The organism is Polyangium sp. 15x6, assembly GCF_029960785.1.
GTDB lineage: Bacteria > Myxococcota_A > Polyangia > Polyangiales > Polyangiaceae > Polyangium.
This window is the reverse complement of the sequence record NZ_JASBQE010000019.1, coordinates 101,814-118,003: the sequence shown is the minus strand read 5'-3', so window position 1 is coordinate 118,003 and position 16,190 is coordinate 101,814. Positions and strand designations below refer to the sequence as shown.

The following is a 16,190-nucleotide window of genomic DNA, read 5'->3' as shown; positions in this document are numbered from 1 at the left end:
CGATGCGCTGGGCGCGCTTCGCCCTCGCGCTCTCGTCCCTCCTCGGGCTCGCGTCGTGCACGAGCGCGCGGCGCGAACCCGAGGCGGACGTCACGCTCGTCCTCGCCGCGTACTCGGCGTCGCGTGACGCCTTCGAACGCGCCATCCTTCCGGCCTTCCAAGCGCAGCACGAGGCCCGCACGGGCAAGCGCCTCCGCGTGCGCGCCTCGTACCTCGCGAGTGGCGCGCAGTCCCGCGCCGTCGCGTCCGGCTTCCCTGCCGACGTCGTCGTGCTCGCGCTCGCACCGGACGTCACGCGCCTGGAAAAGGAAAAGCTCATCACGCACGACTGGCGCAAGCGCGGCCGGCGCGGCGCCTTCACCACCTCGGTCGTGGCCCTCGCGGTTCGTCCGGGCAACCCCAAGGGCATCACGGGTTTTTCCGACCTCGCGCGCCCCGGCCTCGACGTGCTCATGCCGAACCCGAAGACGAGCGGCGGCGCGATGTGGAACGTCAGCGCGCTCTGGGCCTCGGCGCTCCGCGGCCACGCGGGCGTCGCCGCGAACGACGAGGGCGCCGCAGAGGGGTATCTCCGCGGCGTCTTGAAGAACGTGGCCATCGCGGACAAGGGCGCGCGCGAGAGCCTCATCACCTTCGAGAAGGGCGTCGGCGACGTGGCCGTCACCTACGAGAGCGAGGTCTTCGCGGGCCGCGCCGCCGGCCGCACCTACGACATGGTGATCCCCTCCTCGACGATGGTCGTCGAGGTCATGGCGGCCGTCGTCGACGTGAACGCCCAGAAGCACGCCCTCTTGCCCGAGGCCGAGGCCTTCGTCGATTATTTGAGCTCCAACGAGGCCCAGCACATGCTCGCGACGTACGGCTTCCGCAGCGACGACCCCGAGGTGCGCGCCGCGCACGCCGCCGTCTTCCCCGAGGTGGAGGACCCGGTGCGGATCGATTCGCTCGGCGGCTGGAGCGAGGTCGTGCCGAAGCTCTTCGGCAAGGACGGCGTCTTTCCGCGCACGTGGGAGAGCGTGTACGCGGCGCCTTGAGCGCTACTCGAGCGCGCCTTCTTCCACCACGGCGACGAACTTGTCCTGCTTCTTCTGTTGCGCCCACATCACGGCCTGACGCGGCCGGATGAAACCCGCGCCTTGCTGGATCTTCGGGTATTGCGGCATGGGCGCGGCCGTCGCGAGCAGGCCCTCGCGGATCTGCGCGGGCGTGAGGCTCGGGTTCGCTTCGAGCATCTGCGCCGCCACGCTCGCGGCGATCGGCGCGGCGAACGACGTCCCGTCGACGTGCTGATAGTCGACGCCAATGTACTTCTGCCGGTTGATGCGCGCGCTCACCGCGTCGATGAGCCCGTTCACGCTGCTACGCTCCTCGTGGCCCGCGCGCTGCTTCTGCTCGGAAAAACCCTGCTCCACGGAGAGCTCTTCGAGCACGGAGAGGAGCTGGAAGAGCGCGACCGCTTCACGCGCGACGAGCGTGCCTGGCAGCATCGGCGCGGGTACCCAGATCGCGGGGGCGACGAGGTCCGGCTTGTCGAGGCCCTCGCGGATCGTGCCGTAGCTCGACGGCCAGAGCGACGCGTCGCCTTCGCGCTCGCCCTTGTCGTCGAGCCCGCCCACGGTGATCGCCTCGGGCGCGGACGCGGGCGGGCGCGAGGGCCGGCCGGGTGTGTTGCCTGCGGCGGCGAACACCGTGATCCCCGCGGCGACGACCTCGGCCACGGCGGCCTCGACCTCGGCGAGGTCGGGATCACTCGACGGCGCGGCGAGCGACACGTTGAGCACGCGGATACCGAGGTGCGGGTAACGCAGCGGGAAGCGGATCGCATGGGCGACGTTCTTGCCCGTGATCTTTCCTTCGCTGCTCAGCGCCTTGATGAGCACGACCTCGGCATCCGAGGCGAGCCCGCGGTAGCGACCCCCCGAGACGTAGCCGTTTCCTGCGGCGGTGCAGGCGGTCATCGTGCCGTGCCAGGACGCGGCGCGCGGCGTGAAGAAGTCGTCGGCGACGGCCTCGTCGCGGGTCGCGTCGGCGTACGCCTTGATACGGCGCTTCGGACGCATGAGGTCCGGGTGCGGATAGAATCCGCTGTCGACGAGGGCGATGACGACGCCGCGGCCGGTGAAGCGGGGGTTGGCGTCGAGGCGCTCGGGGATGGAGAGGAGCTGGGGGCGGGCCATCGGGGGCGTGGTTGTGGCACCGAGGGAGGGGGGGCGGCAACGGAAGGTGTGGGAAAGCGTGTACGGCGACAACCTACAATTCGCACCGCCCGAGTGCGGTTTGGCAGGGACTCGCGCGCGGCGCGATTCGGTCGACGTGCGCGGTTCTCACGCCTGGGCTGCGTCACGGAGTTCGCGTCGTGTCGTACACACGACGAAATGAGCGCCTTGACATGAGCGCGCTAACACCGATACCCTGGCCCCATGTTGGCCTTTGGCCCCACGCTGCTGGCGCTCCTGCAGTCCCGTAGGGAAATCTACATCAAATCCCTCGCGACTGCAATCAAGAATTCTCGGGAGATCCTTCCGGTCACGCAACCGGATTACGATCACGACGCGCTGGCACAGATCATCGACGGCTACATCGCGATGATTACCGAGGCTCTGGAAGACCGCGATCCGCCCGTGATCGCGACGGTGTATTTCGAATCCATCATTCCCTCGCTCGTGGCCGCGGGCGAGCGTGTGGACACCATGGTCCACGTCACGGTGGGCATGATGGTTTTCATCGCCGACGACGTGGGCAGGCACGTGGATCCCGAGATCCGGGACGCCGCGATGGATTGGCTGTCGAGGTTCTTCGCGACGTGGGTCGCGCGAATCGTCACCGTGAAAGGCAGCCCGGCGAGCAGCATGAACCCGCTCTCGGCTAGATGATTCCTCGCAAGGCGAGCTGAATCGCCAGCATCTCGTCGAGCAGCTCCGCGAACGCTTCGAGGTCGACGCGGGTCGTGCTCCGCAGCCCGAGCACCTCGGCCCGCTTGCGCTCCCAGGTGAGCAAGAGCCTGGTCTCGACGCCGGAGTGACGGAGCTGGCTGGCGAGGGCACGCGGCGGCTGGCTCTCGATCTCCCGGACCGACAGGACGCCTTGGTCCACGGCGTGCGCGAAGACGCCGCTCGTGAAATCGCGGCTCATGATCTCGCGCTCCCACGTGGTGACCATGTTGCCGATGCGCCCGAGATCCTGCGCGAGGAGCGCGACCTTCCGGATCGCGCCGAGCTCGGCCATGTTCACGGTCGGCGAGCACATCAGATCGAGCGTCGCATTGCACATCATGTGCATGTTGTGAGGGACGTAGGCGTCGTGCTCGGTCGCATTCTGCAGCGCCGGGATCTGATTGACGAGCAGCGAGTATCGCATCGAATTGATGACCTGGTGCCAGTCGTACTGGAGCACCCGAACGAACTCGGAACACCTCGGCAATCGCTCGATCATGTCCCACATTCGCTCCCAGAGGGACGAGGCGAATTCGAGGTAAGGATCGCCCACGGGGACGGGCGCCGTCCCCTGCCCCGTCAGGCGACGGCCGAACAGCGCGATCATTTTCTCGAGCCGCTCTCGATCCTGCTTCTCGTCGGCCAGGTCGTCGAGCAGCACGTCCGCCATGGCCCCCAGGGTCTTGATGTCGTTGATCAGCGGCTTCAGCTCGGGGGTCACCGAGGGGAGCATCACGACGTCCATCCCCATTCGCGTCGACTTCCACAGGGATTTGTTCCTGTGGGGCATCCCGACCGCCTGATACTCCTGGATGAACGATTCGAGCAAAGGTGAAAGCGGATATCGGCTGATCCGGTCCCGCATCGCGACGAGCGAGAGCTCCGGCAGCAAGAGCAGCGGGACGAGCTGCGCGTCGCCGTCATTCGCTCGCCGCAAGAGCTCGATTCGGCGTTTTCCGAGCGTCTGGAGCGTCGACGCGCCGCTCGAGACCGTCGTGAATCGGAGGACGAAGCCGGTGGTGCCGAGAATGACTTGCGGATCGACGCCGAGCGAGCGGACCTCGCCCTCGGCGACGACGTCCTCGCCACCAGGACAAACGAGATGAACGTTGACGATGCTGCCGAGGGTGGGCGGGCTCCCCCCGGGGATGAACATCCCGCGCTCGCTGATGTTCGATACCGAAACGACGAACGACTGCTGCTCGTATTGTACGCGACAGCTGAGGGAGGGGAGCGCGGCGACCGAGGCGCCCGTCGGCCCGCAGGATGTCCCTTCGACGATTACGGGCCCGCCTCCGTGGTCGCCGCCGAATTGCTCACCCAAGCGCGCTCGACTGTGCTTGTGCGTATCCATGAGGATGCCCCTTCGCAGCAACGTCGTGTGGCAGACACGCTCTTTATACAGCCCGAAATATCCGACAAACACGAAGCTGCGTCAACAGGAACCTTCCCGAACGGGCGGATCTTCGGTCCACACAGGCGATCAGCTGCAACCAACACAATCGAGGCATTCGTGTTGGTCGCGTTGCATGAACGGACCTATATGCTCCTCGACCGCGGACGCGCTCGGCTGCGCACGTGGATTTTTCCACACCCAGGAGGGCCGACGGTTGCAAACCGCCCAGTGTTCCAGGTAAACAACCAGGGTGACGACGCGGCAACCTGGAGGGTCCACGCTCGAACGCGCCCTGCTCGCGCTCGAAAAGATGGAGACGAAGCTCGCGGCGGCGGAGCGAGCCAAGACGGAGCCGCTGGCGATCGTCGGGATGGCATGCCGATTCCCCGGCGGCGCAAAGAGCCCCGCCGCGCTCTGGCAGCTGCTCCACGCGGGGACCGACGCCGTCACGGAGGTCCCGGCCGAGCGATGGTCGAGCACCGTGGGCACGCCGCATCCGTCTGCCCGGTGGGCGGGTCTGCTCGACGACGTCGAGCAATTCGACGCCGGGTTCTTCGGGATCGGCCGCGGCGAAGCCACGGACATGGACCCCCAGCATCGCCTGCTGCTCGAAGTGACCTGGGAGGCGCTCGAGGACGCGGGCGTGAGGCCCGACCGGATCGCCGACGGCAAGGTCGGCGTTTTCGTGGGCATCGGGTCGCCGGACTATGTGGCGCTGCTGCGCGCGACGGCGCCCGAGCCGCGGCCGCACGTGCCCACCGGCAATGCAATCTCGTTCGCCGCGGGACGAATTGCCTACGCGCTCGGTTTACGGGGCCCGTGCACCGTCGTCGATACCGCTTGCTCCTCGTCCCTCGTCGCATTGCACCTGGCCAGCCGGAGCCTGCGTCGCGGGGAATGCGACATGGCGATCGTCGGGGGCGTGAACCTCCTCCTCTCGCCGGATACGACGAACATCCTCGCCTCGCTCCAGGTCCTCTCCCCCGACGGGCGATGTCGTACGTTCGACGCACGCGCCAATGGCTACGTGCGGGCCGAGGGCGTCGGCGTCGTCATTCTCGAGCGGCTCTCCGACGCGCAGCGCAGCGCCGACCGGATATGGGCGCTCGTCCGCGGCACGGCCATGAACCAGAATGGCCGCGCGACGAGCCTGACGGCGCCGAATCTCCAGGCGCAGACGGCCGTCCTCCGCGCCGCGCTCGAAGACGCGCGCGTGAAGCCCGAGCGCGTGGGGTACGTCGAAGTCCACAGCAATGGCTCGCCGCTCGGCGATCCCATCGAGCTCGAAGCGCTCCAGGAAGTGCTCGGGCCAGGGCGCGCCGAGGGATCGCGCTGCGTGCTCGGCTCGGTCAAGACCTACATCGGCCACGCCGAGGCCGCCTCGGGCATGGCCTCGCTCATCAAGGCCGCCCTCGTGCTGCACCACGAGACGATCCCGCGCAACCTCCATTTCGAATCGCTGAATACGAACGCTTCGCTCGACCGCGACGCGTTCGTCATTCCGGTATCCGAGATCCCCTGGAAGCGAGGGGATCGTCCGCGGTTCGCCGGCGTCAGCGCGACGGGGCTCAGCGGCGCCAATGCGCACATCGTCCTCGAAGAGCCGCCGGAGGGGCCCCGCGCCCAGGACAAACCCGAGCGCCCCGCGCACCTCTTCGTCCTCTCGGCCAAGACGGCCGAGGCTCTGCGTGACCAGGTCAAGCAGATGCTCCGGCACGTCGCCGCGCGTCCCGAGCAATCCCTCGGAGACACGTGCCATACCCTCGGCGTGGGTCGGGCACACCTCGAACATCGCTTCGCCGCCGTGGTCACCACGCACGCCGAGGTTCTGGCGCAGCTCTCCGATTACCTCGACGGCGCGCCGGGCACGCACGTACATGCCCGCGTCGACAATGTCTCCGCCCGCAAGCGGATCGGCTTCGTATTGATGGGGCGCGCGACCCAGGCGCGGGGCGCGCTCGGGCCGCTCGACGCCACGCCGCCCGCGCTCCGGGCGGCCCTGCATCGCGCGGACGATGCCGTGCAGGCGCAGCTCGGGCGGCGCGTTCTCGGGCTCCTCCAGGACGACGCGAATGCGCGCCCGACGGAGGACGTCGTGGAGGCGGAGCTCGCGTTGTTCGTCCTGCAAGTTGCCCTCGTCGAGCTGTGGCGCTCGTGGGGCGTCGAATGCGCGGCCGTGACCGGCGAGGGGACCGGCGAATGCGTCGCCGCGTGGGCCTCGGGCGCGCTCGGGCTCGAAGACGCCCTCGTACTCGCCGAGGCGCGCGCGCGGCTCGCGTGCAGCGACGGGCGCGACATCGAGCCCCTCGCCCGCGCCATCGCGAAGATCAAGCTGTCGAGCCCGCGGCGCACCTTGATCCCGAGCCTCGGGGACGCGTTCTCCGCGACCTCGCTCGGCACGAGGGCCTACTGGGAACGCCAGGTCCGCGAGGCGGTCGATTCGAGACAAGCGATCGGCAAGCTCGCGTCCCAGGGGTTCGTGGCTTTCCTCGAGATGGGCCCCGGTCCAGGAAACGAGGGGCGCCGGACGCCACCGGACGCGGCCATGCCGATCGTCCCTTCGTTGCGTCTCGACGCTCCGCCCATCCGGGTGCTCCTGGAGGCGCTCGCGGCGCTCTACGTGCGTGGCGTGGACCTGCATTTCGAGGGCGTCGATGCGCCCCATCCTTACCGGCGTATCACGCTGCCGACCTATCCATTTCAGCGGCAACGGTACTGGGTTGGCACGACGACCCGGATCTCCCCGGAGCGCGCCGCGGGCGATGGACACCCGCTCCTCGGCCACGTGCTCGATCCCCGCGCGGATCGGCCCGATGTCCGCACGTGGCAGCTCGACCTCGACGAATCGAGCCTGCGCAGCGTCGGCACACGGCGGCTCGCCGGGGTGTCGCGGCTCTCGACGGGCGGGCTCGTCGAGGTCGCTTGCGCCGCGGCGCGCGAGACCTTCGGGGCGGCAGGCTGGGAGATCGGCCTCTCCCTCGGCGACCCGCCCGCGCTGCACCCGCAAGAGACGGGCAGGATGCAGGTGATCGCCACGCCGGAGGGCGACCGAAAAGCATCCCTCGGCATCTTCTTCCGGGAGCGGAGCAGCGCTCCCTGGAAGCGAATCGCGCATGGCGCCATCGTGCCTGCGCTCGTACCGGACGAGGACGAGGACATCGCCCCGCCGAGCATGCGCCCCGGACGCCGCCAGGGCGTGTCCACGCTCTTGTGGGAGCGGCGGCTCGAGGCGTTCGGCGTCGACATGGACACGTTCCATATCGATCAGGTATGGCAAAGGGACGCCGAGACGCTGGCGCGCGTGCGGCTCGAGAATCCCGCGGCGGCGATGGCGTTCCTGCGGGCCGTGCCCGCGGTCGCGTCGATCACCCACCCGGCGACGCACGGCCGCTCGTGGATGATCGAATCGATCGAAGGCGCCAGCGTGCGGCCCGCGTCGACGGAGCGGCGGTTCTGGCTCCGCCTCAACTGGAGCGCCAACGACGGTTTGTCCGGGCGGGTGAGCGTCGAGCTCGTGGGCGAGGACAGAGAGGTCGCGGCCGCGGCGCGGAAAATCGTCCTTCGCGCCGAGGATCCGGCCACCGCGCTGCGCGCCGCGGGCAAGGATCCGCTGCAGGACGCGTTCATCGACCTGGTTTGGCGGGAAACACCGCCGGCCATCGCGAGCCCTGCGGCGAAGCGGCGGTGGATCGTCCTCGCCGATGCCGGCGGGGTGGGTCGCGCCCTCGCCGCGCACCTCGAAGCCGCGGGCGACACGGTGATCGTGCTGCCGGCCGCGGACCTCGAGCAACGGATCGATCGATTGGACCTCGTACTCGGCTTCTCGGGGCCCTTCTTCGGCATCGTGCACCTCGGGTCGCTCGACGTGGCCTCCGGCGTCCCGACGTCCCCGGCGATGCTCGAAGATGCCCTGCAAAAAGGGCCCTCCGCCGTGCTCGCAATCGTCGATCGTGTCGCCGCGCAGGCGCACGTGCCGCGCTTGTGGATCGTGACGCGTGGAGCCCAGGTCGTCGAGAACGGGAGCCCCGCCGTCGCGCAGGCCGGATCCTGGGGCCTCGGCCGTGTTCTGTCGATCGAGCGGCCGGACATGTGGGGCGGGCTGATCGACCTCGACCCGCAGCCCGGCGAGGAAGACGGCCTGCGACTCGCGCAGGCGCTCTCGACCATGGGGGTCGAGGATCACGTCGCGCTTCGGGGCGGCAAACGCTACGTCGGCCGTCTCGCCCGTATCCCCATGCCCGCGCCGCAATCCGTCCAGGTTCGTCCGGATCGAACCTACGTCGTCACGGGCGCGCACGACCCGCTCGGCGCCGAGGCGACGGACTTTCTCATCGATCGCGGGGCCCAGAGCTTGCTCCTCCTCGACGCCCCGCCCCGTGACAACGAGGAACGCGAGGCGCGGGAGCGCACCGCGCGGGCGCTCGCGACCCGAGGGATCGCAATCGCGGCCGACGAAGTGGATCTCGCCGACGAAGGCGCTGTCCGCCAGGCCCTCTCGCGTGCACGGCTCCCCCTCGGCGGCGTCATCCATGCGACGGCCGCGACGGACACTGCATTGCATCGGCTCACGAGCCGGGACGCGAAGGCCGTGCTGCATTCGCACTACCGACAAAGCTCGCTCGCCCTCCTCTCCCTGCATACGCTCACGGCCTCCCTGCCGCTCGATTTCTTCCTCGTTTTCTCCTCGGCTTCGCCATTTCTCGGCTGGGAGGTGCTCGGCGCCGATGCCGTGTCCGCCGATTTCGCCGACACGCTCGCGCGGCTCCGTCGCGCCGAGGGTTTGCCCGCGACGGTCATTCACCTCGCGCTCCCGAACGAGGGTCGGTCGAGCCGCACCGAGCACGAGCTCTCCCAGCTCGCCTCCGGCCTCCAGGGAATGCCTCCCTCCCTCGCATTGCAGGCGGCCGAGCGGATGGCGGCGAGCGGACTCCCCGTGGCGATGGTCGCGTGGGTGGAGTGGGGCCTCTTCGAACAATCGCATCCTGCGCGCATGGGCCGCGCCCTGCTCGAAGGGCTCGGGGACCCGCGGAGCGTGACCTCGGGCGCCGCCACGTTGAAGCGACGCGTCGCGGCCGCAGAGCCCGACCAGGCGCGCCGGATCGTCGAGAGCGCCGTGCGTGGCGAAATCGCGCACGTGCTCGGCGTGAGCCCGGCGGACCTGCCGGCGAACGATCAAGATCTGTCCGTGCTCGGCATGAATTCGATCATGGGGGTTCAGGTGCTGAGCGGAATCGGGTCCGCGTTCGGGGTGAATTTGCCCGTGCGGGTCCTGCTCGCGCACCCGACGGTCGAGGGTCTCTCGCGCCGCGTCCTCGGCACCCTGCGTTCGGGCCACGACGATGCCGCCGCGGGGCCGCTCAGCCGGCGGGGGCTGCTCGTCGAGCTCAATCGGGAGGGAGCGAATCCCCCCTTCTTCCTCGCGCCTCCGCTCACGGGCTCGGCGCTCGCGTTTCAATCGCTGGCGCAGCACTTCGGCGCCGATCGACCCCTCTATGGCTTCAACGCGCCGGGGATCGACACGGATGCGCCGCCGTGCGACCGGATCGAGGTCCTGGCGGCGCGGTTCGTCGAGGCCATGCGACAAGCCCAGCCCCACGGACCGTACCGCCTGGGAGGATATTCGTTCGGCTCGCTCGTAGCCTTCGAGATGGCTCGGCTGCTCACCGACGCAGGCGAGCGGATCGACGCCCTCGTGCTGGGTGACGTCCCGGCGCCGGGCCCTGGCGGGACGGGGCAACTCTCGCTCCTGAGCCTGGGGCGGCTCTTCGATCTGCCCATCGACGAGCCGGTATTCACCAAGCTATCGCACGAGGACCAGCTCACGCAAATGGCCGCTGCCATGAGCGAGAAGTTGATGCTGCCGACCGATGTGAGCGAGAGCCAGCGGCAATTGCGCGTCTATCGCGCGCACCTTCATGCCCTGACCAGCTATGCCCCTTCGATCTCCGCGGTCCCCGTCACGCTGCTTCGAACGGAGGAGAGCGCGCGGCGTTTGCCGATGGCTGGCTTCTCCCCGGGCGACACGACCTTCGGCTGGCAATCGCTCTGCAGCCGTCCCGTGCGGGTGATCGATCTCCCCGGCGATCACATCAACGTGATTTTCGTGCCCGCGGTCGCGCACCTCGCCGAAGCGCTCCGCGGTGTGCTCCGCGAGGTCGATGGCTCCGATCGCCCGGCCTGAGGCGGGCCGAGCGATCGAAGACCATCAATCGAGCAGCGCGTCGAGCGCCGCGAGTTTGGCCCGGAGCCGAGCTTCCACGTCGTCCTCGGCGAGGGAGTCGGCGCTTTGCGGGTCCGCGGCAGGCGCGGCCTCGTGCGCGGGAGCGCGGGCAGGCTCGTCCGCGGGCGTGGCCTCGGCGTCGGGCAAGGCGAGGCGGTCGAGCAGGTGCGCGGCAAGCGCGGCGGCCGTCGGGTGGGCGAACATCTGCGCCGCCGAGATTTTCAGGCCGAACCCGGGCTCGAGGCGATTGCGCAGCTCCAGGCTCATCAGGGAGTCCATCCCCAGGGCCGAGAAAGGCGCGAGGCGATCGATCCGCACGGCCTCGCGGTGCAAAACCTGACCGATCCGCTCGAGGACGAGCGCTTCCACGAGCACGATCCGCTCCTCGGGCGCCGCGCGCTCCAGCGTCGACCGGAAGCCCTGCGCGGGCGCGGCGACCTCGGGCGCGCTCCCCGCCTCCGTCGCGAACTCCGACCAGAACGGGTGCCCTGCGAGCTGCGGGAAGATCTCTCGCCACTGCTGCATCGAGAAACGCAGGACGCCGATTTCGGGGCGGGGATGCGCGAGCAGCCGCGCGAGGGCCGTGGTGCCCTCGGCGGGCGTGAGCCCCATCCCGGCGCCGAGGCGCGCTGCGGCACTTCCATGCTGCGTCATGCCGACCCTTACGAAGGCTCCCCATTGGATGCTCATCCCGGACAGCCCTCGCCCGTGTCGAAACGACGCCATGGCATCGAGGAAGGCGTTTGCCCCGGCATAACTCGCCTTGCCGACGAGGCCGAGGAGGGCCGACGCCGACGAATACAGCACGAAGAAGTCGAGCGGCATTCCCAGGGTGAGCGCGTGGAGGTTCCACGTGCCGGCGACCTTGGGGGCGATTACGTGTTCGAAGGTCTCCCGCCCGAGCTCGATCAGCGGCGCCGGCTCCGGTGCGACACCGGCCGCGTGGACGATTCCCCGGAGCGGCGGCGCCTGCCTCTCGATCTCTTCGAGGATCGACGCTACCTCCTCCCGCCGCGCGACGTCCCCTTGGAGCACGAGCACGCGCGCGCCCGCTTCCCCGAGGCCTCGAAGGACCTCCGACGCTGCCGCCGAAGGCCCCTTGATGCCGACCAGGGCGAGATGGCGAGCGCCTGCCTCCACCATCCACTGCGCGGTGGCCAAACCGAGGGCCCCGAGGCCTCCTGTGATCAGATACGTCGCGTCCGGCCGCAAGACGGCCCCCGCCGAGGGAAGGGTGTCGGCGGGCACGCGTGCCATACGCGCCACGTATCGACCCTCGTTGCGCAGCGCGATCTGATCCTCGCTGCCTCCGGCCGTGAGCTCGCGAAGCAGCCACCGGGCCTCGTCCGGATGCGCCGCGGGCGAAAGATCGACGAGCTTGCACGTGAGGTCGGAGAACTCCAGCGCGATCGTGCGCCCGAGCCCCCACATGGGCGCCTGCGACACGCACGTGACTGGCTGCGCACCGGCGCGCGCCACGCCTCGCGTGACGAGCCAGAGCGGGGGGTTGTCCCGCCAGCCATGACGAAGGACCGCTTGCAGCAGGTGGATCGCCGCGAGAAATCCGCGCGCCTGATCCCGGGCCAGCGTCTCCTCGGTCGTCTGCTCCGTGGGCGTCGCATCGAGCGCCATGAGGTGCACGATTCCTCGGCAACCCGCGTCCACGAACGCATGGCGCAGCAGCAAATCATGCTCCTCCGGGTTCGCCGGGTCGAGCGCGAACGACCTCGGGCCGAGCTGCGCGAACCGCGCCCCGACACGGACGCGCACGCAGGTCTGCCCCTGCTTCTCCAGGAGCGCAGCCACGGCTTCCCCCACCCCGCCCTCGTCACACGAAATCAGCCACGCCCCCGTGCGCTCGGCCGTATCCATCGGGGCGGTGACGGGTTCCTGGGGGCGCCATTCCAGGGCATGAAGGAGCTCCGCCAGCGGATCCATGTGCGGCGCGGGAGCGATCGCGGTCTGGCCCGACCACTCGATCCAGAATCGCTCGCGCTGCCAGGGGTATGCGGGCAAAGAGACGACCCGCCCGCCTGCGGGATACAAGCGCTTCCAATCGATCTCCACGCCCTCGACGTGGAGCCGCCCGAGCGCCTCCAGCATCGCCCGCCGCTCCTCGGATTGCCGCCGCAGCGTGGGCACGGCCGAGGCGGAGACGCCGCGCGACTCGATGCATTGCTGCAAATTCGTCAGGACCACTGGGTGCGGACCCACTTCCACGAGCACCCGATGCTCGTCTCCGAGCGCCGCCGACACCGCGCCCACGAGGTCCACCGTGCCCCGCACGTTGCGACCCCAATAGGCCGCGTCGAGCGCCGTCCCCAGGAGACGCGCGCCCGTGACCGTGCTGTACATCGGAATCGAACCCGCCTCGGCGTCGACGCGACCGAGCTCCTCCACGAGTGCGCGTGCGAGCGGCTCCATCTGCGGGCTGTGAAACGCATAGTTCACGCGCAGCGGCCTCACCACGACCCCCTGCGCGGACAGCTTCGCGACGAGCTCCTCGAGCGCCGCCGTCTCTCCGGACAGGACCACGGACGTCGGGTCGTTCACCGCCCCGATCGCGAGCACGTCCTCGCGCCCCGCGATCGCTTTGGCCGCCTCGTCCGCCGGCAACGAGACCCAGGCCATTTTCCCGTGCCCCGTGGCCCGCTGCATGATGCGACCACGCAGCACCACCAATCGCACGGCATCCGCCAGCGAAAGCGCGCCCGCGACGTGCGCCGCGGCGACCTCACCCACGCTGTGCCCGATCACCGCATCCGGGACGACGCCCCACGACTTCAAGAGCTCCGCGAGCGCCACCTCCAGCGCGAACAGCGCCGGCTGCACGATCTCCGTCTCCCCGAGCCGCGAGCGCTCCTCGGGCGCCGCGAGCTCGTCGAGGAGCGAAAGCCCCGTGTGCGCACGGAGCAGCTCGCCCACCTCCGCGAGCTTGGCGCGAAAAACGGGTTCTTCCTCCTGGAGCTTTCGACCCATCTCTGCCCATTGCGAGCCCTGCCCCGAGAAGACGAACGCGACCTTCGGTCGCCCCTGCGTCGAGGTCTTTCCGTGCGCCCACCCGCTCGACGATTCGCCGCGCGCGAAAGACGACAGGTTCGCCGCGAGCGCCTCTCGCGTCGCCCCCACCACGGCAAGCCGGTGCTCGTGGTGCATACGACGCACGCTCGCGGTGTAGGTCACGTCGTGCAGGGGCATCTCGTCGTCCCTGGAGAGCCATTCCGCGTACGAGCGGGCCGCCGCCGAAAGCGCCTCCGGGCTCTTCGCCGACAGCGGCAAGAGATACGCCGACGCCTCCTTTGCGGGCGCCTTCCCCTCGTCGAGCGGCGCCTCCTCGAGGATCACGTGCGCATTCGTCCCGCTGATCCCGAACGAGCTCACGCCCGCTCGACGGACCTTCTGCCCGCGTAGCCACGGCACGCTCTCGGCGGGGATGACGAACGGCGTGCCCTCCATCGAAATGCGCGGGTTGAGCCGGCGGAAGTGCAGGTTCTTCGGGATCCGCTCGTGCTCCATCGCGAGGATCGCCTTGATGACCCCCGCCACCCCGGCGGCCCCCTCGAGGTGCCCGATGTTCGTTTTGACCGCGCCGAGCACGCACGACGAGCCATCCTTGCTCGGTTCTCCGAACACCTCGCGAAGGGACTCCGCCTCGATGGGATCCCCGAGCGATGTCCCCGTCCCGTGCATCTCGATGTAGCCGATGTCGGCGGGCGTGAGGCGCGCTCGCTCCAGCGCCTGCCGCAACATCGCCTGCTGCGATAGCACGTTCGGCGTCGTCAGCCCCGTCGAGCGGCCATCCTGGTTCACGGCCCAGCCGCGGACCAGCGCCCGAATCCGGTCGCCGTCACGCAATGCATCCGAGAGCCGCTTCAGCACGAGGATCCCACACCCCTCGCCGCGGACGAACCCATTGGCGCGCGCGTCGAGGGTCTTGCAACGCCCATCCGGCGACAAGGCCTGCGTCTCGGCGAGGAGCAGCATGGATACGGGCGAAAGGATCGCGTTCACGCCCCCCACGAGCGCGAGGTCGCAATCCCTCGCGCGGAGGCTCTGGCACGCCTGCGCCATCGCCACGAGCGAAGACGAGCACGCCGTATCCATCGAGATCGTGGGCCCCTGGGCGCCGAGAAAAAAGGCCAGCCGACCAGCAGCCGTGCTGAACATATTGCCCGTCGTACAATACGCATCGTATCGACCGGCCAGCGCCGCCACCACGGCCTGCTGATAGTCGGTGCTGCATATCCCGAGGAAAATCCCCGTCTGGCTCCCCATGATCAGATCGGGCCGCTGCGCGGCGTCCTCGAGCGCCTCCCACGTCACCTCGAGCAGCATCCGCTGCTGGGGATCGAGGCTCTCCGCCTCACGCGGGGAAATTCCGAAAAAGGACGGGTCGAATCCGGCGACGTCGTCGAGCAGCGCAGCCCACCGGACCTCGGGCCGATGCGCTGGCATCGCCGTGGATGGCCATCGGGTCGCCGGGATCTCGCGTACCGCATCAACGCCGTTCGCGAGGACCTGCCAGAACGCCTCGGGGCCCTCGCCGCCGCCGGGAAACCTGCAGCCCATACCTACGACCGCGAGCGGCTCGTTGCTGGCGCGCTCCACCGCATCGAGCCGCGCCTTCATCTTTTCCAGCGCTGCGATCGCTCGCTGGAGGGGGGTTGGATCGCTGGGCGTCTGCCCCCGCTGCGGGGGGCTCATGCGGTCACTTCCGGTACTCATTCCAAGTACACCCGATGGCTCGGAGCTCCTCGCCGTCCGCGTCCCGAAACGGTCAGCCCATCATTTCCAGGATTTCTCGCGCCATACCGTGCAGAGACGCGCGCTCGCTGCTTTTTCGGGTAACACGCCTCCCGCGAGGCCGTCAACCGTGGGCCCTTGGGACGCACGGCCCCCACGAGGCGACCCCCCCCTCGCCCCATGTCGCCACCGGCCAAGCGTCAGGGATGAACGCGCTTGACCTGCGAACGAATCTATGCATCGAGCCACGGGCTCCCGCGATTGGACCATGCGGTCGTGTTGCGGAGCCACGGTTCGTGGGTTTCCTGCCACCATCCCCGACCAACCCCGTCCGTCGGCACCCCGGTGACGGCACCGGCAGCCCGCCCTGGGGCGAGCCCCAGGGACTTGTGCCCGTTTCCGGCTCATGCTACTAGCGCAACTATGGATGCGTGGGCAGCTGAGTTGCTGGCGGTATTCCGCAAGAACGTGCCGCCGATTTCCGAGACCATTGATGGGTACGGCAAGCGGGACTCGGTAGGAATTGCTTACTCTGCGTCGGACATCGCGCAGGTATTGATGGCCATCCATGGGATGATGGAGGAGGAGCTGGGTGGTCAGGGCTCCGAGGCCAGGAGCACCTACGTGGAAGTCGTCGTGCCCTCACAGGTCACCCAGGGGGAAGACCTCCTCCGGATGATCTGGTATGCCGTGTGGACCGGGATCGTCCTCCACAAGGAGCTCATCCCGCTCATCTCCGCCGAGCATCAGCAGGCCGCCAGCGCCTTCTTCACGCGGTGGTGGGCCCAGTACACCTCCGACATGGTGCAGAGCGGACTCGCCGCTGGCTGGAAATTGCCGTCGGCTGGATGAGCGCTCACGTCCCGTAACGCCCCCTTTCAACGGGGCGTCGTTCGGG

At 69.2% G+C, this 16,190-nt stretch carries 7 protein-coding genes; 4 read left to right on the top strand and 3 right to left on the bottom strand.

Features of this window, described 5'->3' with window-relative positions:
- Positions 1 to 2: 2 nt before the first annotated feature.
- Complete coding sequence (locus QHF83_RS16535; protein WP_282418801.1) at positions 3 to 1,034, top strand: sulfate ABC transporter substrate-binding protein; 1,032 nt, start codon at positions 3 to 5, stop codon at positions 1,032 to 1,034.
- 3 nt (positions 1,035 to 1,037) lie between these two features.
- On the opposite strand, the gene QHF83_RS16530 is transcribed toward QHF83_RS16535, so the two are convergent.
- Entirely contained in the window at positions 1,038 to 2,177 is a 1,140-nt protein-coding gene (locus QHF83_RS16530) for a S8 family serine peptidase (RefSeq protein ID WP_282418800.1), read from the bottom strand.
- 243 nt (positions 2,178 to 2,420) lie between these two features.
- Here QHF83_RS16530 and QHF83_RS16525 point away from each other — a divergent pair, with 243 nt between their 5' ends.
- Positions 2,421 to 2,873 carry a hypothetical protein gene (locus QHF83_RS16525; protein ID WP_282418799.1) on the top strand — a complete coding sequence of 151 codons (453 nt, stop codon included), beginning with the start codon at positions 2,421 to 2,423 and terminating at the stop codon, positions 2,871 to 2,873.
- On the opposite strand, the gene QHF83_RS16520 is transcribed toward QHF83_RS16525, so the two are convergent.
- Positions 2,866 to 4,287, bottom strand: a complete 1,422-nt coding sequence (locus QHF83_RS16520) for a hypothetical protein (RefSeq protein ID WP_282418798.1) — start codon at positions 4,285 to 4,287, stop codon at positions 2,866 to 2,868. The genes QHF83_RS16525 and QHF83_RS16520 overlap by 8 nt on opposite strands.
- A gap of 292 nt (positions 4,288 to 4,579) precedes the next feature.
- Here QHF83_RS16520 and QHF83_RS16515 point away from each other — a divergent pair, with 292 nt between their 5' ends.
- Complete coding sequence (locus tag QHF83_RS16515; RefSeq protein WP_282418797.1) at positions 4,580 to 10,510, top strand: type I polyketide synthase; 5,931 nt, start codon at positions 4,580 to 4,582, stop codon at positions 10,508 to 10,510.
- 24 nt (positions 10,511 to 10,534) lie between these two features.
- Here QHF83_RS16515 and QHF83_RS16510 read toward each other — a convergent pair whose 3' ends face one another.
- Entirely contained in the window at positions 10,535 to 15,253 is a 4,719-nt protein-coding gene (locus tag QHF83_RS16510; protein ID WP_282418796.1) for a type I polyketide synthase, read from the bottom strand.
- A gap of 462 nt (positions 15,254 to 15,715) precedes the next feature.
- Between QHF83_RS16510 and QHF83_RS16505 the strand changes: the two genes are divergently transcribed.
- Positions 15,716 to 16,144 carry a hypothetical protein gene (locus QHF83_RS16505; protein ID WP_282418795.1) on the top strand — a complete coding sequence of 143 codons (429 nt, stop codon included), beginning with the start codon at positions 15,716 to 15,718 and terminating at the stop codon, positions 16,142 to 16,144.
- The last annotated feature ends 46 nt before the right edge of the window (positions 16,145 to 16,190 follow it).

Bases quoted from the DNA above. Each gene is read 5' to 3' on its own strand.
- QHF83_RS16535 (WP_282418801.1), top strand. From the start codon at position 3: ATGCGCTGGGCGCGCTTCGCCCTCGCGCTCTCGTCCCTCCTCGGGCTC.
- QHF83_RS16530 (WP_282418800.1), bottom strand. From the start codon at position 2,177: ATGGCCCGCCCCCAGCTCCTCTCCATCCCCGAGCGCCTCGACGCCAAC.
- QHF83_RS16525 (WP_282418799.1), top strand. From the start codon at position 2,421: ATGTTGGCCTTTGGCCCCACGCTGCTGGCGCTCCTGCAGTCCCGTAGG.
- QHF83_RS16520 (WP_282418798.1), bottom strand. From the start codon at position 4,287: ATGGATACGCACAAGCACAGTCGAGCGCGCTTGGGTGAGCAATTCGGC.
- QHF83_RS16510 (WP_282418796.1), bottom strand. From the start codon at position 15,253: ATGAGCCCCCCGCAGCGGGGGCAGACGCCCAGCGATCCAACCCCCCTC.
- QHF83_RS16505 (WP_282418795.1), top strand. From the start codon at position 15,716: ATGGATGCGTGGGCAGCTGAGTTGCTGGCGGTATTCCGCAAGAACGTG.